General features: G+C 72.4%; 19 protein-coding genes. 12 read left to right on the top strand and 7 right to left on the bottom strand.

Annotated elements, in window-relative coordinates:
* Positions 1 to 44: 44 nt before the first annotated feature.
* From AB0C20_RS16025 to AB0C20_RS16010, 4 genes are all read right to left on the bottom strand, one after another.
* Entirely contained in the window at positions 45 to 1,310 is a 1,266-nt protein-coding gene (locus AB0C20_RS16025) for an acyltransferase family protein (protein ID WP_357191290.1), read from the bottom strand.
* The gene (locus tag AB0C20_RS16020) at positions 1,307 to 2,212 is read right to left on the bottom strand and encodes an alpha/beta hydrolase (RefSeq protein WP_357191292.1); all 906 of its coding nucleotides are present in this window, start codon (positions 2,210 to 2,212) and stop codon (positions 1,307 to 1,309) included. The genes AB0C20_RS16025 and AB0C20_RS16020 overlap by 4 nt, the downstream gene beginning before the upstream one ends.
* Before the next feature lie 99 nt (positions 2,213 to 2,311).
* Complete coding sequence (locus AB0C20_RS16015; RefSeq protein ID WP_357191294.1) at positions 2,312 to 2,974, bottom strand: response regulator transcription factor; 663 nt, start codon at positions 2,972 to 2,974, stop codon at positions 2,312 to 2,314.
* A complete protein-coding gene (locus AB0C20_RS16010) occupies positions 2,971 to 4,200 on the bottom strand; it encodes a histidine kinase (protein WP_357191296.1) in 1,230 nt (409 codons plus the stop codon). The genes AB0C20_RS16015 and AB0C20_RS16010 overlap by 4 nt, the downstream gene beginning before the upstream one ends.
* 155 nt (positions 4,201 to 4,355) lie before the next feature.
* Between AB0C20_RS16010 and fabG the strand changes: the two genes are divergently transcribed.
* The 4 genes from fabG to AB0C20_RS15990 all read left to right on the top strand — a co-directional run bounded on the left by fabG (position 4,356) and on the right by AB0C20_RS15990 (position 7,779).
* Complete coding sequence (fabG, locus tag AB0C20_RS16005) at positions 4,356 to 5,060, top strand: 3-oxoacyl-ACP reductase FabG (RefSeq protein ID WP_357191298.1); 705 nt, start codon at positions 4,356 to 4,358, stop codon at positions 5,058 to 5,060.
* 27 nt (positions 5,061 to 5,087) lie between these two features.
* Positions 5,088 to 5,855 (top strand): enoyl-ACP reductase FabI, encoded by a 768-nt coding sequence (fabI, locus tag AB0C20_RS16000; RefSeq protein WP_238682148.1) that lies wholly within the window; start codon positions 5,088 to 5,090, stop codon positions 5,853 to 5,855.
* A gap of 100 nt (positions 5,856 to 5,955) precedes the next feature.
* Positions 5,956 to 6,984: a ferrochelatase gene (locus AB0C20_RS15995; protein ID WP_357568269.1), complete on the top strand. Its 1,029-nt coding sequence runs from the start codon at positions 5,956 to 5,958 to the stop codon at positions 6,982 to 6,984.
* 15 nt (positions 6,985 to 6,999) lie between these two features.
* A complete protein-coding gene (locus AB0C20_RS15990) occupies positions 7,000 to 7,779 on the top strand; it encodes an HAD-IIA family hydrolase (RefSeq protein ID WP_091403868.1) in 780 nt (259 codons plus the stop codon).
* A 132-nt stretch (positions 7,780 to 7,911) separates the two neighbouring features.
* Here the strand turns inward: AB0C20_RS15990 and AB0C20_RS15985 are convergent, their stop codons facing one another.
* Positions 7,912 to 8,706 carry a hypothetical protein gene (locus AB0C20_RS15985; RefSeq protein ID WP_357191305.1) on the bottom strand — a complete coding sequence of 265 codons (795 nt, stop codon included), beginning with the start codon at positions 8,704 to 8,706 and terminating at the stop codon, positions 7,912 to 7,914.
* Positions 8,707 to 8,879: 173 nt separating this feature from the next.
* On the opposite strand from AB0C20_RS15985, the gene AB0C20_RS15980 reads away from it, so the two are divergent.
* Positions 8,880 to 9,692 carry a DUF3097 domain-containing protein gene (locus AB0C20_RS15980; RefSeq protein WP_357191308.1) on the top strand — a complete coding sequence of 271 codons (813 nt, stop codon included), beginning with the start codon at positions 8,880 to 8,882 and terminating at the stop codon, positions 9,690 to 9,692.
* A gap of 36 nt (positions 9,693 to 9,728) precedes the next feature.
* On the opposite strand, the gene AB0C20_RS15975 is transcribed toward AB0C20_RS15980, so the two are convergent.
* On the bottom strand, positions 9,729 to 11,030 hold the full coding sequence (locus AB0C20_RS15975; RefSeq protein ID WP_357568268.1) for a serine hydrolase domain-containing protein: 1,302 nt from the start codon (positions 11,028 to 11,030) through the stop codon (positions 9,729 to 9,731).
* A 120-nt stretch (positions 11,031 to 11,150) separates the two neighbouring features.
* On the opposite strand from AB0C20_RS15975, the gene AB0C20_RS15970 reads away from it, so the two are divergent.
* From AB0C20_RS15970 to AB0C20_RS15955, 4 genes are all read left to right on the top strand, one after another.
* Positions 11,151 to 11,624, top strand: coding sequence for an NfeD family protein (locus tag AB0C20_RS15970; protein ID WP_091403880.1), 474 nt, complete (start codon positions 11,151 to 11,153; stop codon positions 11,622 to 11,624).
* Between the two features lie 5 nt (positions 11,625 to 11,629).
* On the top strand, positions 11,630 to 12,736 hold the full coding sequence (locus tag AB0C20_RS15965; protein ID WP_238682619.1) for an SPFH domain-containing protein: 1,107 nt from the start codon (positions 11,630 to 11,632) through the stop codon (positions 12,734 to 12,736).
* 152 nt (positions 12,737 to 12,888) lie between these two features.
* Entirely contained in the window at positions 12,889 to 13,656 is a 768-nt protein-coding gene (locus AB0C20_RS15960; RefSeq protein WP_357191312.1) for a hypothetical protein, read from the top strand.
* Positions 13,657 to 13,867: 211 nt separating this feature from the next.
* Complete coding sequence (locus AB0C20_RS15955; RefSeq protein WP_357191314.1) at positions 13,868 to 16,069, top strand: transglycosylase domain-containing protein; 2,202 nt, start codon at positions 13,868 to 13,870, stop codon at positions 16,067 to 16,069.
* 159 nt (positions 16,070 to 16,228) lie between these two features.
* On the opposite strand, the gene AB0C20_RS15950 is transcribed toward AB0C20_RS15955, so the two are convergent.
* Positions 16,229 to 18,076: a thiamine pyrophosphate-requiring protein gene (locus AB0C20_RS15950; protein WP_357191317.1), complete on the bottom strand. Its 1,848-nt coding sequence runs from the start codon at positions 18,074 to 18,076 to the stop codon at positions 16,229 to 16,231.
* 91 nt (positions 18,077 to 18,167) lie between these two features.
* On the opposite strand from AB0C20_RS15950, the gene AB0C20_RS15945 reads away from it, so the two are divergent.
* The 3 genes from AB0C20_RS15945 to AB0C20_RS15935 are packed head-to-tail and all read left to right on the top strand — an operon-like array spanning position 18,168 to position 22,465.
* Positions 18,168 to 19,016 (top strand): RNA methyltransferase, encoded by an 849-nt coding sequence (locus AB0C20_RS15945; protein WP_357191329.1) that lies wholly within the window; start codon positions 18,168 to 18,170, stop codon positions 19,014 to 19,016.
* A 47-nt stretch (positions 19,017 to 19,063) separates the two neighbouring features.
* On the top strand, positions 19,064 to 20,515 hold the full coding sequence (argG, locus tag AB0C20_RS15940; RefSeq protein WP_357191319.1) for an argininosuccinate synthase: 1,452 nt from the start codon (positions 19,064 to 19,066) through the stop codon (positions 20,513 to 20,515).
* Positions 20,516 to 20,563: 48 nt separating this feature from the next.
* A complete protein-coding gene (locus tag AB0C20_RS15935) occupies positions 20,564 to 22,465 on the top strand; it encodes a PucR family transcriptional regulator (protein ID WP_357191321.1) in 1,902 nt (633 codons plus the stop codon).
* The last annotated feature ends 408 nt before the right edge of the window (positions 22,466 to 22,873 follow it).

The following is a 22,873-nucleotide window of genomic DNA, read 5'->3' as shown; positions in this document are numbered from 1 at the left end:
GGTGGGGAGCGGAGCGGGGTCAGCTCACCAGACTGAGTCGTGGCTCAGCGGGACTGACCATCGGCCCGGCCACGACTGGGAGGATCGCTATCTCGCACAGCGATCACCTCCTGCAAGTCGGGCGGGCCGGAACGTCGATGATCGTACACCTGCGGTGCCGACGGAACGCACTCGGCCGACCGGCCGGCGACCCCTCCACCGCCCGGTTGGCGACGCCGCTCGCCACCAGCGCGTACGCCTCGGCGGAACGAGCGCGGCTGCCCCACCCGCACGACCGTGACCAGCACCATGGCGAGCAGCGGCAGCCAGCAGCAGCGCGCCAGCACCCACCCCGGGCCGTCCGGGGCGGTGTGCAGACCGGGCAGTGCCAGCCCGCTGCGGGCGGTGAGCGCTGTCACCGCCACCAGTACCGGCTGGTGCCACAGGTAGATCCGGACGGCGGACCGGTTCACATCGGTCACCGCTCGACCCGGCAGCGGCCGGGTCAGCAGCCGGTGCAGTGCCGGCCGGGCGAGCATCCCCAGCCCGACCTGGGTCACCGCCAGCGCCACGACCAGTAGCGACGGCGGGTTCAGGTTGGACACCCCGGCCCCGGGCACGCCGACGGCGCTCACCGGGTAGCCCAGCGCCAGCAGTGCCGCCAGCCCCACCGCCCCACCGGCGGCCAACGTGCCGCCCGCCCGCCGGCCGTCCAGCCGCCCGTCGGCGTGCGCCACGCCCAGCAGGTACGGCACCGACCAGGCCGCCAGGACGGTGACCGGGGGCAGGTCGGTGCCGGCCGGCAGCAGCCGGACGGCCAGGTCGACAGCGGCCACCACTGCCACCGCCGGCGCCCCGCACCGCGCCACCCCCCACCGGCGTACGGCGACGCGCAGCGGGCCGGTCACCACGACCAGGATCACCAGGGGCAGCAGGAACCACAGCGGGCTGACCGCCAGCCGCAGCGCGACGGCGAGCGTGTCGTCGGAGGTGCCGACGACTGTGGCGGCGAGCAGCACGGCGGCCCCCACTCCGAGCAGCGCCACCATGGGCAGCAGCAGCCGCCGAAGCCGCCCGGCGAGCCAACCGCCCGCGCCGCCTGGGTAGCGGGCCAGCGACCGGGTCGAGCCGAACCCGGCGGTGAAGAAGAACAACCCGAGCGTCTGCAACACCCAGGTCATCGGGGCCAGATCGGGCAGGGCGGTCAGCGGGCTGGCCTGGTGCAGCCCGCCGTCGCCGGTCAGCACCAAGCCGGTGACCAGCCAGTGCCCCAGCACCACACCGCCGATGGCGTACGCCCGCAGCGCGTCGACCGCGCGGTCCCGGTTCACCGGGCGTCCCCGATCCGGTCGGTGTCGACGCCGCCCAGCACGACAGCCGCCACCGCTACCAGCGCGGCGCTGCCCGGCGCGAGGTAGCCGTCGTGCCCCGCCACCCCGCCCACCGGCAGCGCTCGGGCGCCGAACGCCGGATCGCCGGGCCGCCGGCCGAAACCCAGGCCGGGCAGCCGCACCGGCGGTACCCGACGGATCCAGTCGGACGGCGCCTCGGCCGCCCAGAACCGCCGCCCGCCGGGCAGGTCGTCGGCGCGCTGCACCCCGGCGCCGACGCCGCCGAGGCTGACCACGTCGGTGACCTGGGCCGGGGCGTCCGCCGCCGCCAGCGACACCACCAGCGCCCCGTAGCTGTGCCCGACCAGCGTGATCGTCGCCGCCGGACGCCGCTCGGCCAACTCCCTCAGCAGTGCGGCCAGCCCGGCCGCGCCGCGCCGCGCGCTGACGCCACCGGCGGCGGTCAACACCCCGTCGGGCGGGTCGTAGCCGAGCCAGGCCAGCACCGCGACCCGCGCCGCCGGATCGGTCGCCAGCAGCTCCCGGTAGAGCTGCCCGGCCTGCACCGCCGGCGCCCGCCGGGCCACCCCGCCCAACCCCCTGTCGAAGTCGGCGAGGGTGCTGCCGACCCCCGGCACCAGCACCGCGATCCGGTCCGCGTCGGCGAGGTCGCCGAAAACCTCGACAGCGCGGCCGTCACCGCGCTCGTCGAACAGCAGGAACCGGCGTCCGTCGGCAGCCCAGTCCGCGTACGGGGGGCCGGCCGCGCGCATCGCCGCCGCCATCACCGGGTACGCCTCGACGAACCCCGCCGCCGTGGCCGGCTCGGGTCGGGTCGGCAGAACCAGGTTCACGCCGAGCAGCGCGGCCATCGCCACCCGGCTGGCACCTCGTCGTCGCATCACGTTCTCCCTCCGGAATGTCGTCCGGAGGGAGAGTGCGCTCAGGGGCGGGGCCCGGTCGTCAGCCCGCAGAGCCGTTGCCGAGCTGGCTCCACGGGGCTACTCGCCGGCGGCCACCAGACCCGTCTCGTACGCCAGCACCACTGCCTGGGCCCGGTCGCGCAGCCCCAGCTTGGCCAGGATCCGCCCGACGTGCGTCTTCACCGTCTGCTCGGCCACCACAAGGTCACCAGCGATCTCCGCGTTGTTGCGGCCCCGGGCGATCAACCGCAGCACCTCGGTCTCGCGCGGGGTGAGCCCGGCCAGGTCGGTGGGGCGCGGGCGGCGGCGGTCCGGACGGTTCGCGAACTCGGCGATCAGCCGGCGGGTGACCCCCGGGGCGAGCAGCGCGTCGCCGGCCGCCACCACCCGCACCGCCTGCACCAGGTCGGCCGCCGGGGCGTCCTTGAGCAGGAATCCGCTGGCCCCGGCGCGCAGCGCCTCGTACACGTAGTCGTCCAGGTCGAAGGTGGTGAGGATGAGCACCCGGGGTCGCTGCGTCGACCGGTCACCGAGCAGCTTGCGGGTGGCCTCCAGCCCGTCCATGACCGGCATCCGCACGTCCATCAGCACCACGTCCGGGTCGAGGTGGCGGGCGGCGGCCACCGCCTGCTCGCCGTCGGAGGCGTCCCCCACCACCAGCAGGTCCGGTTGGGCGGCGAGCAGCGCGCCGAAACCCTGCCGGACCATCGCCTGGTCGTCGGCGATCAGCACCCGGATCATCGTTCCCCGCCCTCCGCGTCGTACGGCAACTCGGCCGCCACCGCGTAACCCCCGTCGGGCAGCGGCCCGGCGGTGAACGTACCGCCCAGCGAGGTGGCCCGCTCCCGCATGCCGGTCAGCCCGTGCCCGGGGCCGCCGTCGGCGGTCGGTCGGACGTCGGCAGGGGAGTTTTCGACGCGTACAACCAGACCGGACCGGCCGGCGCGGACGGTGACCCGCACCGCGGCGCCGGCCGCGTGGCGGGCCGCGTTGGCCAGGCCCTCCTGCACGATGCGGTACGCGGCCAGCCCGACCGGCGCGGGCACCCGGTCGTCCTCCACCGGCTCGGCGTCCAGGGTCACGGGCAGCCCGGCCCGGCGTGCCGCGTCCACCATCGCGTCCAGGTCGGTGAGGTCCGGTTGCGGCGCGGTCTGCGGCCCGCCGGTCTCGCTGCGCAGCACCCCCAGCAGCCGCCGCATGTCGGTGAGCGCGTCGCGGGCCGACGCGGCGATGGCGACGAACTCCGCGGCTGCCGGGGCCGGCACGTCGGTCAGCCGGTACGGGGCGGTTTCCGCCTGCACCGCGATCAGCGACATGTGGTGGGCAACCACGTCGTGCAGCTCCCGGGCGATCCGGGTGCGTTCCTCCAGCACCGCGCGGCGTTCCTGCTCCCGTTCGCTCAGCTCGGCCTGCGCCTCGAGGGCGTGCCGGGACAGCCGGTTACGCCGGATCAGGTCGCCGACGATCGCCAGCGCGCCGAGCAGCAGCAGGACGGGAACCCGGTTGTCGGGATGGACCAGGGTGAGCACCGGCACCGTGCTGATCGTCACCACCCAGGCCAGCACCGGCCGGTCGACCCGTGCGACGACCACCGCCAGCACCGCGATCGACCCGAGTGCCAGCGGCGGGGTCCACGGCCAGGCCTGGTCGTCCGGGGCGTTGAAGGTGCAGATCAGCAGGGCCAGCACCGTCAGCCGCCAGGCCAGCAGCGGACGCCGGGGCAGCGCCAGCAGCGGCGCCACTGTCATCGCCGCGAACAGGAGAGCGATCGGCGGCGGCAGGCCCCAGTCGCTCTCCACAGTCAACGTGATCAAAAAGAGGCCGAGCGCGGCGAGCAGGCCGACCGGCGCGGCGTAGCGGGCCGGGCCGGGCCAACGGGCCAGCAGCGACCGTTCGGGGCGGTCGTCGGGGCCGAACACTGTCTGCCGCAGGGCCCGCGCTGCCACCGCGATCGGATGCCGGTTCACCACCCGGAGGCTACGGGCCGACCCCGCCACCAGGCGTGCCACCAGGGGTTGATCCCGGTGTCGTACCCCAGTGTGACGCGACTCCCGTTAGCGCTTACCTGCCGGTAACGCCTAGGCTCCGACGCGTCCGTGCTGACCATTCGCAAGGGGGAACAGTGGCCCGTACCGTGCTGGTGACCGGGGGCAACCGGGGAATCGGCCTGGCCATCGCGCAGGCCTTCGCCAAGCAGGGCGACCGGGTGGCGATCACCCACCGCAGCGGCGAGGCGCCCGACGGGCTGTTCGGCGTCCGCGCCGACGTCACCGACGCCGCCTCGATCGACGCCGCGTTCACCGCCGTCGAGGCCGAGCTGGGGCCGGTCGAGGTGCTGGTCGCCAACGCCGGCATGACCGCCGACACGCTGCTGCTGCGGATGTCCGAGGAGCAGTTCACCGACGTGGTGGACACCAACCTCACCGGTGCGTTCCGGGTCGCGAAGCGGGCCTCCGGCAAGATGCTCCGCGCCAAGTGGGGTCGCATGATCTTCATCTCCTCGGTGGTCGGCCTCGCCGGCGGCGCCGGGCAGGTCAACTACGCCGCCAGCAAGGCCGGCCTCGTCGGCGTCGCCCGCTCGATCACCCGGGAGCTGGGCAGCCGCAACATCACCGCGAACGTGGTGGCGCCCGGCTTCATCGACACCGACATGACCGCCGGCCTCACCGGCGACCGCAAGGCGGAGATCCTCAAGTCCATCCCGGCCGGCCGGATGGCCAGCCCGGACGAGGTCGCCGCCGTGGTCACCTGGCTGGCCTCGGACAGCGCCGGGTACGTCTCCGGCGCCGTCATCCCGGTCGACGGCGGCCTCGGCATGGGCCACTAACCCTTTTGACTACGGAGGAAATCAGCGATGTCCGGACTGCTCGCCGGTAAGCGACTGCTCGTCACCGGTGTCATCACCGACGCCTCGATCGCCTTCTCGGTGGCGAAGCTCGCTCAGGAAAATGGCGCGCAGGTCGTGCTCACCGGCTACGGCCGGCTCTCCCTGGTCGAGCGCATCGCCAAGCGGCTGCCCGAGCCGGCGCCGGTCATCGAGGTGGACGTCACCAACACCGAGCACCTGGCCGGCCTCGCCGACCGGGTACGCGAGCACGTCGACGGCCTCGACGGTGTCGTGCACTCGATCGGCTTCGCCCCGCAGAGCTGCCTGGGCGGCGGCTTCCTCGACGCGCCCTGGGAGGACGTGGCGACCGCCCTGCACGTCTCCACCTTCTCGTACAAGTCGCTGGCGATGGCGGCGCTGCCGCTGATGTCGCCCGGCGGCGCGGTGGTCGGCCTGACCTTCGACGCGACGAAGGCGTGGCCGGTCTACGACTGGATGGGCGTGGCCAAGGCCGGCCTGGAGTCCGCGTCCCGCTACCTCGCCATGCACCTGGGCAAGCAGGGCATCCGCAGCAACCTGGTCGCCGCCGGGCCGCTGCGCACCATCGCCGCGAAGTCGATCCCCGGCTTCGACCAGTTCGAGGACGCCTGGGCCGAGCGTGCCCCGCTGGGCTGGAGCCTCACCGACCAGGAGCCCGCCGCGCGGGCCTGCCTGGCGCTGCTCTCCGACTGGTTCCCGGCCACCACCGGCGAGATCGTCCACGTCGACGGCGGCTACCACGCCATCGGTTCCTGACGCTGCACCGTGACGCTCCCTGGTCACCGTCCGCGTGATCTACGCGTCCGGACCAGGGGGCGTCGCCGGGACGTCCCGGCCGAGGGGCAAGAATGACCCCATGTCGTACGACGCGGTGGTGCTGGTGTCCTTCGGCGGGCCCGAACGGCCCGAGGACGTGATGCCGTTTCTGCAGAACGTGACCCGGGGCCGGGGTGTGCCTCCCGAACGACTGGTCGAGGTCGCCGAGCACTACCAGCACTTCGGTGGGGTGTCCCCGATCAACCAGCAGTGCCGGGACCTGCTGGCCGCCGTCCGCGCCGACTTCGACGCGCACGGTGTCGACCTCCCCATCTACTGGGGCAACCGCAATTGGGACCCGATGCTCGCCGACACCGTGACCCGGATGCGCGACGACGGGGTCACCCGGGCCTTGGCCTTCGTCACCAGCGCGTACGGCGGCTACTCGTCCTGCCGGCAGTACCAGGAGGACATCGCCGCCGCCCGTGCCGCCGTCGGCCCGGACGCCCCGGTGATCGAGAAGCTGCGCCAGTTCTGGGACCACCCCGGCTTCGTCGAGCCGCACGTCGACGCGGTCCGGGCGGCGCTGGGCCAGCTGGACCCGGCGAAGCGGGACACCACCCGACTGGTCTTCACCGCCCACTCCATCCCCACCTCGATGGCGGCGAACGCCGGCCCACACGGCGGCCGGTACGAGGCGCAGCTGCACGAGACCGCCCGGCTCGTCGCCGCTGCCGCCGCACCCGACCTGGGGTACGACCTGGTCTGGCAGAGCCGCTCCGGCCCGCCGCAGGTGCCGTGGCTGGAACCGGACATCAACGACCACCTGGCCGCCCTCGCGCAGGGCGGCACCACGGCTGTGGTGGTCAGCCCGATCGGGTTCGTCTCCGATCACCTGGAGGTCGTGTGGGACCTGGACACCGAAGCGCTGGAGACGGCGAAGCAGCTCGGCCTGGACTTCGTCCGGGCCGGCACGCCGGGCACCGACCCGCGCTTCGTGACAATGGTGCGTGAGCTGGTCACCGAGCGGACCGACCCGGACGGCGCGCAGCTACGCCGCCGCCTGGGCGAGCTGCCCATGTGGGACAGCTGCCCCACCGTCTGTTGCGTGCCGACCCGTCGCCCCTGACCTCTGAGGATCATCATGCATGACCGTAAGCCCGTGCAGAGTTGGCTGACCGACATGGACGGCGTGCTGGTGCACGAGGGCCAACCGGTGCCCGGCGCGCCGGAGTTCATCAACCGGATGCGCGCCTCCGGCAAGCCGTTCCTGGTGCTGACCAACAACTCGATCTACACCCCGCGCGACCTGACGGCCAGGCTCAGCCGGATGGGCCTGGACGTACCGGAGGAGTCGATCTGGTCCTCCGCCCTGGCCACCGGCCAGTTCCTCGCCGACCAGCGGCCAGGTGGCACCGCGTACGTCATCGGTGAGGCCGGGCTGACCACGGCGCTGCACGCCGTCGGCTACGTGCTGACCGACTTCGCCCCCGACTACGTGGTGCTCGGCGAAACCCGCACCTACAGCTTCGAGGCGATCACCAAGGCCGTCCGCCTGATCAACGATGGCGCCCGGTTCATCTGCACCAACCCCGACGTGACCGGCCCGTCCGTGGAGGGCGCGCTACCCGCCGCCGGCTCGGTCGCCGCCATGATCTCCAAGGCGACCGGGGTCGAGCCGTACTTCGTCGGCAAGCCCAACCCGATGATGATGCGCTCGGCGCTCAACACCATCAACGCGCACTCGGAGAGCACCGCGATGATCGGTGACCGGATGGACACCGACATCCTGTGCGGCCTGGAGGCTGGGCTGGAGACGATCCTGGTGCTCACCGGGATCAGCAGCCGCACCGAGGCGGAGCGCTACCCGTACCGTCCGTCCCGGATCATCAACTCGGTCGCGGACCTGCTCGACGAGATCTGACCGATCGACCTTGGCGGGCCGCCACCATGCCTCGGTGCTGGCGACGTACCACGATGATCATCCAGACGAGGAACAGCACCTCACCGGCGGCGAACAGCAGTAACAGCGCGGTGCCAGCCATGGTTGCCTCCGTCAGGGGCGCAGGGGGGCGTTGCAGGCGGCCACCAGCGCCTGTCGGCAGGCTGCGGTGAGTGGCCGTAGTGCCGCGTCCCGTTGCTGCGCCTCGTAGTTGTTGATCGCGCCGCCCGGGGCGGCGTGCCCGGCCAACGCCAGAACCCGGTCGAGCACCGCGGCCCGGGCGAAGAGCCGGCGGGCCCGCGGGTCGAAGCCCGGTGGGAGGTCGGTGGTGCCGTCCGGGCGGCGGAGCGCGGCCAGCGCACCGGCCAGCTCGGGCCGCCACTGGGCGACGTCGAGGCGGGTCAGCACGGCGGTCGTCTCGGCCAGCGCGGTTGCCAACTCGGCCTCCGCCTCGGCGGCGCCGGGCAACGAGAGTGACGCGGCGGCCGCGTTGGCCGGCAGCGGGTAGACCCGCCAGAGCACCGTCTCGAAACAGTCCCCGGAGCCGGAGGTGTGCAGCCGCACCTGGGGGATCAACCCGAGCCCGCCGGCGACCACCGCCTCGCCAGTGACCAGCGCCGCACCGGCGAAGTCGCCGGGGCCGGGCAGACCCCTCGGGTCGCCCGGCGCGGGCAGCACCAGGCGGATCTCGTCCGGGGAGAGCTTGGCCAGGGTGGGCAGCGCGGCGCCCAGCGGGACGTCGGTCCAGGTGCCCGGGGCGTCCGCGACGAGGTGTTCCTCGTCGCCGGCGATGGCGTCGGCGACCTCGTCGTAGGGCACCAACCCGGCGCGCCACGCGCGCACCCAGGCAACGAACCGGCTGGACCGGCGCGGCGCGAGTGTGGCCGCGCCCGTTGCGGGGGTGGACATGCCGAAAGGGTACGTGGTCACGACCTGCCCTGTCTCGGCTGCCGCTCCGGTCGCCCGGCCTGCCCCCAACTGCCCTGTTCGCCCTAATCCCCGCCCCCTCTGGTCGGCGGTCAGGGGGCGGGGCGGTGTGTCGGGGGCCGGGGTGGGCGCGGGCTGGGTTTAGCGTGATCGACATGGCGGGGCGATACGGCGAGGACGTGTTGGCGGGCGACTGGCGACGGCGCAAGGTCACCCCCGAGGTGGACGCCGAACCGGATCTCGTGGTCGAGGATGCCGACTCCGGGTTCTGCGGAGCGGTGGTGGGCTTCGAGGCCGGAGCTGTGGTGTTGGAGGACCGGCACGGTAAACGGCGCAACTTCCCGCTGCTGCCGGCGGCGTTCCTGCTCGACGGCAGCCCGGTGACGCTGCGCCGCCCGACCCGGGCGGCGGTGCCGACGGCCCGTCGGCGGACCGCGTCCGGTTCGGTCGCCCTGGACAACGTGCGGGCCCAGGTGGCGAAGGCCAGCCGAATCTGGGTGGAGGGCATCCACGACGCCGCGCTGGTCGAGCGGATCTGGGGCGACGACCTACGGATCGAGGGCGTGGTGGTCGAGCCCTTGGACGGCATCGACGCCCTCGACGCCGAGGTACGCGACTTCGGCCCCGGCCCGACCCGACGACTCGGCGTGCTCGTCGACCACCTGGTGCCGGGCAGCAAGGAGAGCCGGATCGTCGCCCGGGTGAACTCGCCGCACGTGCTGGTGACCGGGCACCCCTACGTGGACGTGTGGCAGGCGGTCAAACCTGCCGCGTTGGGCATTGCGGCCTGGCCGGTGGTGCCCCCGGGGCGGCCGTGGAAGGAGGGGGTCTGCGCGGCCCTCGGGGTGGCCGAGCCGGCCGCCATGTGGCGGCACATCCTGTCCCGGGTGAACAGCTTCGCCGACGTGGAGACCCCCCTGATCAACGCCATGGAGCGCCTCATCGACTTCGTCACCGAGCCGGCCTGACCGCCTGGTTCTCCGGCCGCCCAGCGGCGGTTCGGTTCAGGGAACCTCGTCCGGGCTGCGCGTGAAGACGAACGTGGCGATGTCGACCGCCCGCGCCCGTCCGTCGTCGTCGCGCAGGACCGACAGGATCTCGCCGTTCTCCGGGCCGGAACGTCCCCGCCAGCGGTCCGTCCCCTCGGCGGTGAACCGGCTCACCCGCTCGCCGCGTACGTGGGCCACCAGGTCACCCGCGTCCCAGCTCAGGTCCAGCGGAGTGCCCATCCACCACCAGCGGCCGGTCAGCTCGGCCAACTCGGCATCCGGCGCGGCGGTGGGCGGCCGCCACGGGTGCGGGAACGCCGGCTCGGCGTCCAGCACCGTGGTCAGCAGTTGACGGCCGAGCCCGGTGATCGGGAAGCCGTACGAGTTGGCGAAGCCGACCACTGCGGTGCGGGTGGGCCGGTGCACCACGAGGGCGGCGACGTACCCGGGCATCGAGCCGCCGTGCCCGACGTACACGCGCTCGCCGTCGCGGTAGAGCTCCAGCCCCAGGCCGTGCCCGCCGGTCCAGGAGTCGAGGTCGCTGATCACCACGGGGGCACACATCTCGGTCAGGGTCTCGGCGGCCAGCACGGACGGGTCGGGGTCGGCCAGGAACGCGGCCCAGCGGCCCAGGTCCTCGATCGTCGACCAGAGTTGCCCGGCGGGGGCCATGGCGCCGGTGTCGGTGCGGGGTTCCTCGCGCAGTGTGCCGTGCCAGGGGTGGACGACGTAGCCGCGGGCGTACGGCTCGGTGGCCGCGTAGGTGGTGCGGCGCAGGCCCAGCGGGGCGAGGATCCGTTCGTCGAGCAGGTCGGCCCACTGTGTCCCGGTGAGCCGTTCGAGCAACCCGCCGAGCAGGCCGTACGCCAGGTTGGAGTAGTGGTACGCGCGGTGGGGCGGGTAAGCGATCTTGTCGGCGTCGACATCGGCGAGCAGGGTGTTGAGATCGACGCCCGCTGCCCGCTCCCACCAGTCGCCCTCGGGTTCGCGTTGGATGCCGCTGACGTGCCCGAGCAGTTGACGCACTGTGAGCGCGCCCACACCGGTGCCCGGCAGGTGCTGCTCCAGCCGGTCGTCCAGGGCCAGTCGGCCGGCGTCGCGCAACTGCATGATCAGGGTGGCGGTCATCGTCTTGCTGATCGAGCCCACCCGGTACTGCAGGTCGACTTCCGGGCGGGGGTTCTCGCCGGCGACGGCCACGTGCGCCAGCGTGCCGTCGCGGACCACGCCCAGCACCAGCGACGGGGTGTGACCGTCGGCCTGTGCCTGGGCGACCCGGGTGTCGATCTGTCGGGCGGTCTCGGGTAACAGGGTCAACGGGATCTCCTCGGGTCGGGCCGCCGATTCGTGATGTTTTGACGGGCCGGAAAGGGTCCCGCAGAGCCTACTGATCTTCGTGGGGAGGCCGCGCGTGCATTTGCGTGTCACGATCGGGGGGTGGACGCCGTGGTGTGGATCGTTTTGGGTGTGCTGCTGGCCGTCGCCGAGATTTTCACGACGACGCTATTTCTGATCATGTTCGGGGCAGGTGCGTTCGCCGCCGCCGGTGCGGCCGCCCTGGGCGCGCCGGTCGCCGTGCAGGCGCTGGTCTTCGCTGTGGTGTCGGCGTTGAGCCTGGTGGTGGTCCGACCGGTCATCCGGCGGCACAGCCGCTCCGCGTTGGAGAGTGGCGAGCAGCCGTTCGGCGTGGAGGCGATCGAGGGCTCCACGGCGCTGGTGCTGGAACGGGTGGACGCCGAGCAGGGTCTCGTCAAGATCGACGGTGAGTTGTGGAGCGCCCGGTCGTACGACACGACGCAGGTCTACGACCCCGGTCAACGGGTTCGGGTGATAAAGGTCCGGGGCGCTACCGCCCTGGTGTGGCAGGACGATGTTTCTTCCGCCGGCGAGTTGCCGGAATCGAGAGGGTGAACGGGATGACCTTAATCGGGGTGGTGGTGATCGCGGTGGCGTTGATCGCCGTGATAACGCTGGCCAAGGCGGTGCGGATCGTGCCGCAGCAGCGCCAGGACGTGGTGGAACGGCTCGGCAAGTACAAGCGCACCCTCAGCCCCGGCCTCAACCTGCTGGTGCCGTTCATCGACGCGGTCCGTACCAAGGTCGACATGCGGGAGCAGGTGGTCAGCTTCCCGCCGCAGCCGGTGATCACCTCGGACAACCTGGTGGTCTCGATCGACACGGTCCTCTACTTCAAGGTGGTCGACTCGGTCCGGGCGACCTACGAGATCTCCAGCTTCCTCCAGGCCATCGAGCAGTTGACCGTCACCACGTTGCGTAACGTGATCGGTTCGCTCGATCTGGAGCGGGCGCTGACCAGCCGGGACGAGATCAACAGGCACCTGTCGGGTGTGCTGGACGAGACCACCGGCCGCTGGGGCATCAAGGTGACCCGGGTCGAGATCAAGGCGATCGAGCCGCCGGCCAGCATCCGCGACTCCATGGAGAAGCAGATGCGCGCCGAGCGGGACCGTCGCGCGGCGATCCTGACCGCCGAGGGGCACAAGCAGTCGGTGATCCTCACCGCCGAGGGTGACAAGCAGTCGGCGGTGCTGCGGGCCGACGGTGACCGGCAGGCCCGGATCCTCCAGGCCGAGGGTCAGGCGAAGGCGATCCGCACGGTCTTCGACGCGATCCACCAGGCCAACCCGAGCCAAAAGGTGCTCGCCTACCAGTACCTCCAGGCTCTGCCGCAGATCGCCCAGGGCAGCGCCAACAAGGTCTGGATCGTCCCGGCCGAGCTGACCAAGGCCCTGGAGGGGATGGGTGGCGCGCTCGGTGGGCTGAGCCAGATGGTGGGGGACCTGCCCGCTCCGGAGGCGGCCGAACACGCGAGCCAGGTGGAGCGCGAGGCCGCGGAGGCGGCGCAGGCCGCGGCGGACGCCGCCCAGCAGATCCACGACGAGGTACGCGTCGCCGAGGCGCAGGCCACCGGCGGCAACAAGCCGCAGGGGCTGCCCGCACCGGAGCCGGTGTCTCCGGCCAGCCTGACCGAGGACCCGGCCGACCAGCGCGAGCGCGGCTGATCCGGTACGCCGGCCGCCCGGTCGGCTAAATACGAGAAAGACTCATGGGGCGCTCCGACGCCTGCCACGATCGGTCCTAGGACGGGTGGTGACCAGGCAATCGGGGCGCCCCGGCGCGTCGGTGCACCGCTCGACGACGAGCGAGGTGACGCATGAAGGATCCGGCGAATCGGATGTGGTCCTCGGCCCCGGTGCCCGGCGCGCACGACCCGGTAGCCCCGCTGGGCTCCCGGCGCAGCGGTGGCGGGTTCGGCGTACTGCCCTTCGTCGGCGAGCCGACCCCGGGCGCCCCCGCCACGAACGCCAGTTGGGCCTTCTCGGTACGTCGGTTCGCACGGGCGGCGGTCTGGCTGCTGCCCGCGTACGCCATCCTCTACGGCGCTGTGGCGATGGCCAGCGACGGAGGGGTGGGCAACGACCCCTATCCGGCCGACGGCCGGGCGGTGTACCTGATCGGCTGGGTGGCAGCGGTCTGGCTCGGCCTGCTCGCGCTGCTGGCCCTCACCGGGCTGCTGGCCGCGACCCGCAGCCGCCGGGTGGCCGCCGCCGGGTTGCTGGTCAGCATCGCCGGCACCGTGCTGATGCTGCCGTTCGCCGGGTTCGAGGAGCAGACGCCGGTCTTCGGCGCCACCGCGCGGTCGCTGGTCCTGCTCGGGGCGACGTTCTACAGCGCGGGCTGGTTCCTCACCGGGTGGGCGGTGGCCCGCTCGGGCACCTTCAGCCTCGGCGACGGCGTCATGCTGATCATCGCCGCGCCCCTGCTCGGCCTCGGCGGCGCCCTGATCGGCTCGTTGCAGACCTTCGGTGCGATCTTCGTGCTGATCGCCGGCATCGGCATCGGCTACCGCTCCGGCCGCCTGATGCCCCGCGAAACGGCCAGAGACGCCGCCACCGCCAGCCTAAGTACCCCAAACCCCTAACCCACCCACCTGCCTTAAGCCTCGCCTACTGGCCGGTGATCAAGAGGTTTGCGTCAGCCGAAGGCCCTTTCCTGACGCAAACCTCTTGATCACCCTGAGCAACTGGTGCAGGGCGCGGGGGTGGGAGTTGGCTGGTGGGTGGGCGTGAAGTTGCTGACAATCGCGGGGCGGGGGTGGTCGGTTGGCGGCATTCGTGGCAATCCTGGGGAGCATGGCCGCCCCCCGCTCGCCGCTGTCGCGGCTGTTCACAGTGCTGCTCGCCGGCGTGTTGGCCGGGCTTGTCCTGGCAGTCGCCGCGCTGCCGGGCAACCTGCTGCTCGGGCTCACGGCCCGATCCGCGCTCGGGTCGTACGCCGCATTGCCGGCCTCGCTGAAGACCCCGGCCACGCCGCAGCGCTCGTACCTCTACGCCAACGACGGCAAGACGCTGATCACCACGTTCTACGACGTGAACCGCACCGACGTCCCGTTGTCGGAGATCGCCCCGGTGATGCGGCAGGCGATCGTGGCGGCCGAGGACCGGCGCTTCTACGACCACGGTGGCGCGGACCTGCGCGGTCTGGCCCGGGCGCTGGTGGCCAACGTCAAGGGTGGCGGCACCGAGCAGGGCGGCTCGACGCTGACCATGCAGTACGTCCGCAACGTGCTCAAGACCGACCCCACCCGCACCGCCGAGGAGCGCGCCGCCGCCACCGACCCCACGGTGGGCCGCAAGATCCAGGAGATCCGGTACGCGAGCGCGCTGGACAAGAACCTCGGCAAGGACGAGATCCTCGACCGGTACCTGAACATCGCCTACTTCGGCTCCGGCGCGTACGGGATCGCGGCGGCCAGCCAGCGCTACTTCGGCAAGCCCCCCGCGCAGTTGACCCTCGCCGAGTCGGCACTGCTGGCCGGTCTGGTGCAGTCCCCGGACGCGTACAGCCCGATCAGCGGTGACAAGGACGAGGCGCTGACCCGCCGGTCGTACGTGTTGGACTCGATGGTCGCCACCAACGCGATCACCGCCGCTCAGGCAGCCCAGGCCAAGGCTGGGCCGCTGGGCCTGCACCCCACCGCCCAGCCCAACGGCTGCACCGCCGTCTCCCAGGGCCACGACGACTGGGGCTTCTTCTGCGACTACCTGCGCCAGTGGTGGCTGACCCAGCCGGCCTTCGGGGCGACAGTGGCCGAGCGCGAGCAGGCACTGCGTTCGGGCGGCTACACGGTGGTCACCTCGCTGGATCCGAAGATCCAGGCCACCGCGCAGCAGCAGGCCACGAAGGTCTATGGGTACGACAACAAGCGCGCCCTGCCGATCGCGGCGGTCCAGCCCGGGACCGGGCGGGTGTTGGCGATGGCGGTGAACCGGCACTACAGCCTCGCCGACAACCCGGCCGGGCAGGCGAACTACCCGAACACCGTCAACCCGCTGATCTCCGGCGGAGCCAGCGTCGACGGGTACCAGGCGGGTTCGACGTTCAAGCTGTTCACCATGCTCGCCGCGCTGGAGTCGGGCCGTACCCTCTCCACCGGTTTCGACGCGCCCGCCAAGCTGCCCACCCGATACGCCGCCGAGGGACCGGGCAGCTGTGACGGCCACTGGTGCCCGGCGAACGCCAACCCGGACTGGATGGACGGGTACCGGATGATGTGGGACGGCTTCGGCCGCTCGGTGAACACCTACTTCGTCTGGCTGGCCGAGCAGGTCGGCCAGGACAAGGTGGTCCAGATGGCGCAGCGGCTCGGCATCACGTTCCGCGCCGACTCGGACGCCGCCTTCGCCAAGAACAACGCCGCGAACTGGGGTTCGTTCACCCTGGGTGTGGCGGCCACCACCCCGCTGGACCTGGCCAACGCGTACGCCACGGTGGCCGCCGATGGCACCTACTGCACGCCGGTGCCGGTGGTCTCTGTGACCGGCGCGGACGGCACGAAGGTGCCGGTGGGGCAGCCCTCCTGCAAGCGGGTTCTCGACGCCGACGTCGCCCGTGCCGCGACCGACGCGGCGCGCTGCCCGGTGGGTCAGCAGTCGGCGTTCGGGCAGTGCAACGGCGGCACCGCCACAGGTGTGAACGACATCCTCGACGGCCGACCGGTGGCTGGTAAGACGGGTAGCTCGGAGCAGAACTCCACAGAGACGTTCGTCGGTTTCACCCCGCAGGTCGCGGTGGCCGGTATCGCCGCCAACCCGGACGACCCGGCGGACTCGGTGGGCTCGGCGGTGCAGACCAAGGTGATCGACGCGGTCGCCCGGGTCATCGCCACCGCGGTGAAGGGCCAACCGGAGAAGACGTTCGTCGCACCGAGCCACGAGTTGGCCGGCGACCCGCACCGCCCGGTGGACCGCCCAAAGGTCCCGGAACGCCGGCAGGACCCCACCACCGACGACCCCCGCTCAGCCCTCCAGCGCTGGCTCGACCGCCGAGGCTGACCCCCCGCCCTCCCGCCCTCCCGCCCTGCCGCCCTCACCCCCGCGATCTTGCACTTTCGGTTGTCGACAAGCACTCGTTTGCCCCCTTTTGTCGGCGCAGAAAGTGCAAGATCGCGGGGCCGGGGCCGGGGCCGGGGCCGGGGCCGGGGCGGGGCGGGGTTAGCGGTCGCGGCGTCGGGGACGGTAGCTGGCGAGGGTCGCTGGCAGGCCGCGTCGGACGATCCCGGCCCAGTCGGTGTCGCCACGTAGCACCGCCGCGGCGGTCTTGCGGGCCTGCTCGACTGTGAAGTGCGGTGGCAGCATCAGCTCCGCCGGGTCGACCAGAGCGTTGATCACCACCGGCCGGTCGGCGGTGAGCGCCCGGTCCCAGACGTCGCGCACCTGATCCGGGGAGTCGATCAACTCGCCGTGCAGCCCGAGCACCTCCGCCCACTGGTGGTAGGCGATGTCCGGCAACTGCTGGCTGTCCGGGAACATCGGCGTCCCCTCGGTGGAGCGTTGTTCCCAGCTGACGAACGCCAGATCCCGGTTGTTGAGCACCAGCACCACGAAGCGCGGGTCGGTCCAGCTGCGCCAGTACTTCGCCACGGTGATCAGCTCGTTGACGCCGTTCATCTGCATGGCGCCGTCGCCGATCAGCGCGACCAGCGGGCGGTCCGGGTGGGCGAACTTGGCGCTCAACGCGTACGGCATGGCGCCGCCCATGGACAGCAGCGTGCCGGAGAGGCTGGCCAGCATGCTGGGGCGTACCTGGATGTGTCGCGCGTACCAGGCGGTGGTGGTGCCGCAGTCGACAGCGAGCAGCACGTCGTCGGGCAGCCGTTCGTTCAGTGTGTGGTAGAGCAACTGCGGGTTGACCGGGTCGGCGGCCTGCTCGGCCAGGTCGTGCTGCACCCGACGCCACGCCGAGGTGGCCTCGGTGACCTCCGCCCGCCAGGCGGTCGGCCCGGGGCCGGGGCCCAGCTCGTCCAGCAACGCCCGCAGCGTGGGGCGGGCGTCGCCGGTCAGGTTCACCTCGGTCGGGTAGCGCAACCCGAGCTGGGTGCCGTCCAGGTCGATCTGCACCGCGCGGGCCTGCCCGGGCTGCGGGTAGAACTCCGAGTACGGCATGTTGCTGCCCACGATCAGCAGCCGGTCGCAGCCGCTCATCAGCTGCCAACTCGGTCGGGTGCCGAGCAGCCCGATCGCGCCGGTGACCCAGGGTTCGCGGTGGTCGACGGCGGTGAAGCCGAGCAGCGCTGTGGCCACGCCGGCGCCGAGTCGATCAGCTATCTCGCGGACCTCGTCGCGCGCACCGAGGGCACCCTGGCCGACCAGCATGGCCACCCGCTGCCCACCGCGCAGCACCTCGGCCGCCCGGCGCACGTCCGCCTCGGGCGGCACCGTCGGCGTGCTGCTCGGCGCGTTGCTGGTCTGGTAGTAGCCGTGCGCGTGCGGCGGGTTCGGGACGGCCGGCTCGTCCTGTAGGTCCAGGGGCAGGATCAGGGCGGTGACCGTACGCCGGGCCAGCGCCGTCCGGCACGCCCGGTCGACCAGGTGACGTACCTGCGCCGGGTGGTCGAGCTGGGCCAGGAACGCCGCTGCCACGTCCTTGTAGAGGGCGAGCAGGTCGACCTCCTGGTAGTAACCGCCGCCCTCGGCGGTGGTCGCTGTGTGCCCGACCAGGGCGACCACCGGTTGGTGGTCGAGCTTCGCGTCGTACAGGCCGTTGAGCAGGTGGATGGCGCCCGGCCCGCTGGTCACCAGCGCGCAGCCCAGCGGCCCGCCGCCGTACTTGACGTGCGCGGAGGCGGCGAAGCCGGCGGTCTCCTCGTGGCGGACCTGGATGAACTGGGCGCGGCCGTTGGTGCGTTGCAGCGCGGAGGTCATGCCGTTGATGCCGTCGCCGGGATAGCCGAAGTAGCGGTGTACGCCCCAGCTGAACAGTCGCGACACGATGTGGTCGGCGACGGTCGGACGTCGGGGCAGAGTGCCCGCTTCGCCCGCCGTGGTGTCGTCTGCGCTCACCTGGCTGGTCCTTCCCGTTCCGTCCGATGCCCGCCGGTCATTCCCCTTCTTCTTCGGACAAAACACCCCACCGGACGGGCGTCGAAGCGCACTGCTCCGCGTCCGGCAGAATCGTCGGGTGCCCGTCCACCAGATCACCGACCCCGACGACGACCGGATCGCCGACTACCGGGCGCTCACCGACGTCGAGCTGCGCACCCGCTGGGAACCACCGCACGGCCTGTTCATCGCCGAGGGGGAGCTGGTGCTGCGCCGGGCGCTGCGCGCGGGCTACCCGGCCCGGTCGTACCTGGTCGACGCCAAGCGCGTCGACCAGCTCGCCGACCTGGACACCGGCGACGCGCCGGTCTACGCCGCGACACAGGACGTGCTGCAACGGGCCACCGGCTTCCACGTACACCGGGGGGTGCTGGCGTCGTTCCACCGTCGGCCGCTGCCGACGGCGGCCGAGGTGCTCGCCGCCGCGCGCCGGGTCGTGCTCCTGGAGGACGTGAACAACCACACCAACCTCGGTGCGGTCTTCCGGGGTGCCGCCGCGCTCGGCATCGACGCGGTGCTGCTGTCGCCGTCCTGCGCCGACCCGCTGTACCGGCGCAGTGTCCGGGTCAGCATGGGTGAGGTCTTCGCGATGCCGTACGCGAAGCTCGACCGCTGGCCCGAGGGCCTGGACCAGGTACGGGAGGCCGGCTTCACCGTGCTCGCCATGACGCCCGCGCCGGACGCCGTACCGATCCAGCGGTTGACCCCGGCGCAGCGGGAGCGGGCGGCGCTGCTGCTCGGCGCCGAGGGGCCCGGCCTCACCGCTGCGGCCCAGGCCGCCAGCGACGTGCGGGTGGTTCTTCCGATGCGGCGCGGCGTGGATTCGTTGAACGTGGCCGCCGCGGCGGCGGTGGCGTTCTGGGAGCTGGGCCGCGACGATCCGCCGTTCGGCGGCGAGTAGGTCGCTTCGGCTTGCATGGCCATGCGTTCTATTGCATAATTTTCCCCGTGTCCAAGGTTCTCACCTCCCTGCCCACCGGCGAACGTGTCGGCATCGCCTTCTCCGGCGGCCTCGACACCTCGGTCGCGGTCGCGTGGATGCGCGACAAGGGCGCCATTCCCTGCGCCTACACCGCCGACATCGGCCAGTACGACGAGCCCGACATCGCCTCGGTGCCCGGCCGCGCGCTCAGCTACGGCGCCGAGGTCGCCCGTCTGGTCGACTGCCGCGCCGCTCTGGTCGAGGAGGGCCTTGCCGCGTTGACCTGCGGCGCCTTCCACATCCGCACCGGCGGGCGGGCGTACTTCAACACCACCCCGCTGGGCCGCGCCGTCACCGGCACCCTGTTGGTGCGCGCGATGGTCGCCGACGACGTCCAGATCTGGGGCGACGGCTCGACCTTCAAGGGCAACGACATCGAGCGGTTCTACCGGTACGGCCTGCTGGCCAACCCGATGCTGCGCATCTACAAGCCGTGGCTCGACACCGCCTTCGTCACCGAGCTGGGTGGGCGTAAGGAAATGTCGGAGTGGCTGCTCGAACGCGGCCTGCCCTACCGGGACAGCACCGAGAAGGCGTACTCGACCGACGCCAACATCTGGGGCGCCACGCACGAGGCGAAGACCCTGGAGCATCTCGACACCGGCATCGAGACCGTCAACCCGATCATGGGCGTGCGGTTCTGGGACCCGTCAGTGGAGATCCAGGCCGAGGACGTCACCATCGGCTTCGACCAGGGCCGCCCGGTCACGATCAACGGCAAGGAGTTCGGCAGCGCCGTCGACCTGGTGCTGGAGGCCAACGCCATCGGCGGCCGGCACGGCCTGGGCATGTCGGACCAGATCGAGAACCGGATCATCGAGGCCAAGAGCCGGGGCATCTACGAGGCGCCGGGGATGGCGCTGCTGCACTACGCGTACGAGCGGCTGGTCAACGCCATCCACAACGAGGACACCCTGGCGAACTACCACAACGAGGGTCGCCGCCTCGGTCGGCTGATGTACGAGGGCCGCTGGCTGGACCCGCAGGCGCTGATGCTGCGCGAGTCGTTGCAGCGGTGGGTCGGCACGGCGGTCACCGGTGAGGTGACGTTGCGGCTGCGCCGGGGCGAGGACTACTCGATCCTGGACACCACCGGCCCGTCGTTCAGCTACCACCCGGACAAGCTGTCGATGGAGCGCACCGAGGACTCGGCGTTCGGCCCGTCGGACCGGATCGGCCAGCTCACCATGCGCAACCTGGACATCGCCGACTCGCGGTCGAAGCTGGAGCAGTACGCCTCCCTCGGCCTGGTCGGCGGCGGGAACTCGCAGCGGATGATCGGGGCCGCGCAGGCCGCCTCCACCGGATTGATCGGCGCGATGCCCGAGGGCGGTGCGGAAGCCATCGCGTCCCGGGGCGTCGCCTCGCCCGAGGACGAGATGCTCGACCGCGCCGCGATGGAGTTCGGCGTCGACTAACCCCCTCGCGCCGGTGGCAAGTCGAGTTCCGGCGTCACGGACGGTAGCGTGGCGGCCGTGTTCCCTACCGTCCGTGAGGTCCTCGCCCTGGACCCGGTCCGCCACGGCGCGCCACGCGTGGTCGCCGGCGACGCCGGGCTGGACCGACCCGTCCGCTGGGTGCACGTCGCCGAGGTGCCGGACATCGCCACCCTGCTCGGCGGTGGCGAACTGGTGCTCACCACCGGCATCGGCCTGCCCGGGGACGACGCCGGGCTGCGCGCGTTCATCGGCGACCTCGCCGACGTCGGAGTCTCCGGACTCGTCGTCGAGTTGGGCCGCCGGTACGTCAGTGGTGTGCCCCGGGTGATGACCGCCGCCGCCGAACGGCGCGGGCTGCCCCTGGTGGAGCTGCGCCGGGCCACCCCGTTCGTCCGGATCACCGAGGCGGTGCACGCGCTGATCGTCGACGCGCAGCTCACCGAGCTGCGCGCCACCGAGGAGATCCACCAGCGGTTCAACGACCTGTCCGTGGAGGGCGCCGACGCCGCCGAGGTGATCCGACAGGCCGCCGAGCTGTCCGGTTGCCCTGTGGTGCTGGAGAACCTGTCCCGGCAGGTGCTCGGGTACGACCCGGCGGGGGAGAGCGCCGAGCTGCTGCTGGACGGCTGGGAGCAGCACTCCAGGCGGATCCGCCCGGCCGGGCGGACCGCGTACGACCCGGACAGCGGCTGGCTGGTGACCACCGTCGGCGCCCGGGGGCAGGACTGGGGCCGGCTGCTGCTGCGCTGGCCGGCCAGCGGCGACGTGCCCAGCGCCCGGGCCGTCGAACCGACAGCGGGCTCGCCCACCCGGCTCACCATCCTGATCGAGCGAGCCGCGTCCACCCTCGCGCTGGGCCGGCTGATCCGCCGCGACGCCGAGGGCCTGGAACGGCAGATCCACCGCACCCTGCTCACCGCGCTGCTCGACCACTCCCGCCCGGTGGACGAGGTGGGGCTGCGCGCCAAGGCGCTCGGCGTGGTGCTCGACCGGCGACACCTGGTCGGCGTCATGGTCCGGCACCGCGCCGACGACCCCGCCGGAGAGGTCGGCCCCGAGGCCGGCCAGGCCCGGCTACGCGATCTCTCCGAGGCGGTCGGCCAGGCACTGCGGGAGGCGAAGCTGACCGCGCTGACCAGCGCCGTCGACGACCACTCGGTGGGCGCGCTGCTGGCCCTGCCGGACCCGGCCGCCGAGGACCGCGCGCTGTCCGCGTTCGCCGGCGCCCTTCGTCGGGTACGCCTCGACGCCGGCACCGGCCGACCGGCGCCCGGTGTCGAACCGGCGCGGGCCGCCTCCGGCGTGGACGTCTCCCGTCCCGCAGCTGACGTGTCCCGCTCCGCATCCGACGCTTCCCGTGCGGCGGTCGGCGCCGATGCGGCCCGCACGGGCTTCGGCGTAGATCCGTCCCGCGCGGCGTTCGGTGTCGAGGCCGCTCGGTCGGGGGTCGGTGTCGACTCGTTCCGGGGTGCTGGTCAGGGTGCCGTGATCGTGGCCGCCGGCTCCGGGGTGGGGACCCTGCGGGAGGCCCGGCGGTCGCTGGTCGAGGCGCGGCAGATCGCCGAGGCGGCCCGGCGTGACCGGCGTGACCTGCCGATCTTCCGGCTGCCGCACGTCGGACTGGCCGGGCTGCTGCACCTGCTGCGCGACGAGCCCCGCCTCCAGACGTTCGTCGAGCGTGAACTCGGCGCGCTGCTGGAGTACGACGCCCGGCACCCCCGGGAACGGCTGCTCGACACCCTGCGCGCCTACCTGGAGCAGGGGCGCAACAAGTCGGCCGGTGCCGCCGCCGCCCACCTGTCCCGGCCGGCCTTCTACGAACGCCTGGCCCGCATCGCCCGCATCCTCGACGTGGACCTGGATTCGGTAGAGGCCAGCCTCTCCCTACACGTAGCCCTACTTGCCCTGGAAGCAGTCCGCACCCCCTAACCCCACCCCGGCCCCACCCCACCCAAGCCCCGCCCGCGTCGATCAAGGAGTTGTGGTGGGCGGCAGAAGGCGCGAAAACGTCTATTGTTCCCACCAGAACGCCATGATCGACGGGGGCGGGGTCGGCCTGGCGTAGGGGTGGCATAGAGGGCCGGCACGCTATCGAGTTGATGTCGTGAACGAATCGCGCGGCCCGGCTCGGGTCGGCCCGGCCCGGTCCGGCCCGGTCCGGCCCGGTCCGGCTCGGTCCGGCTCGGTCCGGCTCGGTCCGGCTCGGCTCGGCTCGGGTCAACCGCGCCCTGATTCGTTTACGTGACGGGACCCGGCGTGTCGGCCCATGCTGCCCGCACTCGGTACCGGGAGGGCCTGGATCAGGCGCCCTCGACGGCCGAGGCCGTCCTCCGGCCG

This window comes from Micromonospora sp. NPDC048843 (genome assembly GCF_040649965.1).
In the GTDB taxonomy this organism is placed as follows: Bacteria; Actinomycetota; Actinomycetes; order Mycobacteriales; family Micromonosporaceae; genus Micromonospora; species Micromonospora hortensis.
This window is presented reverse-complemented; position numbering and strand designations above follow the sequence as displayed.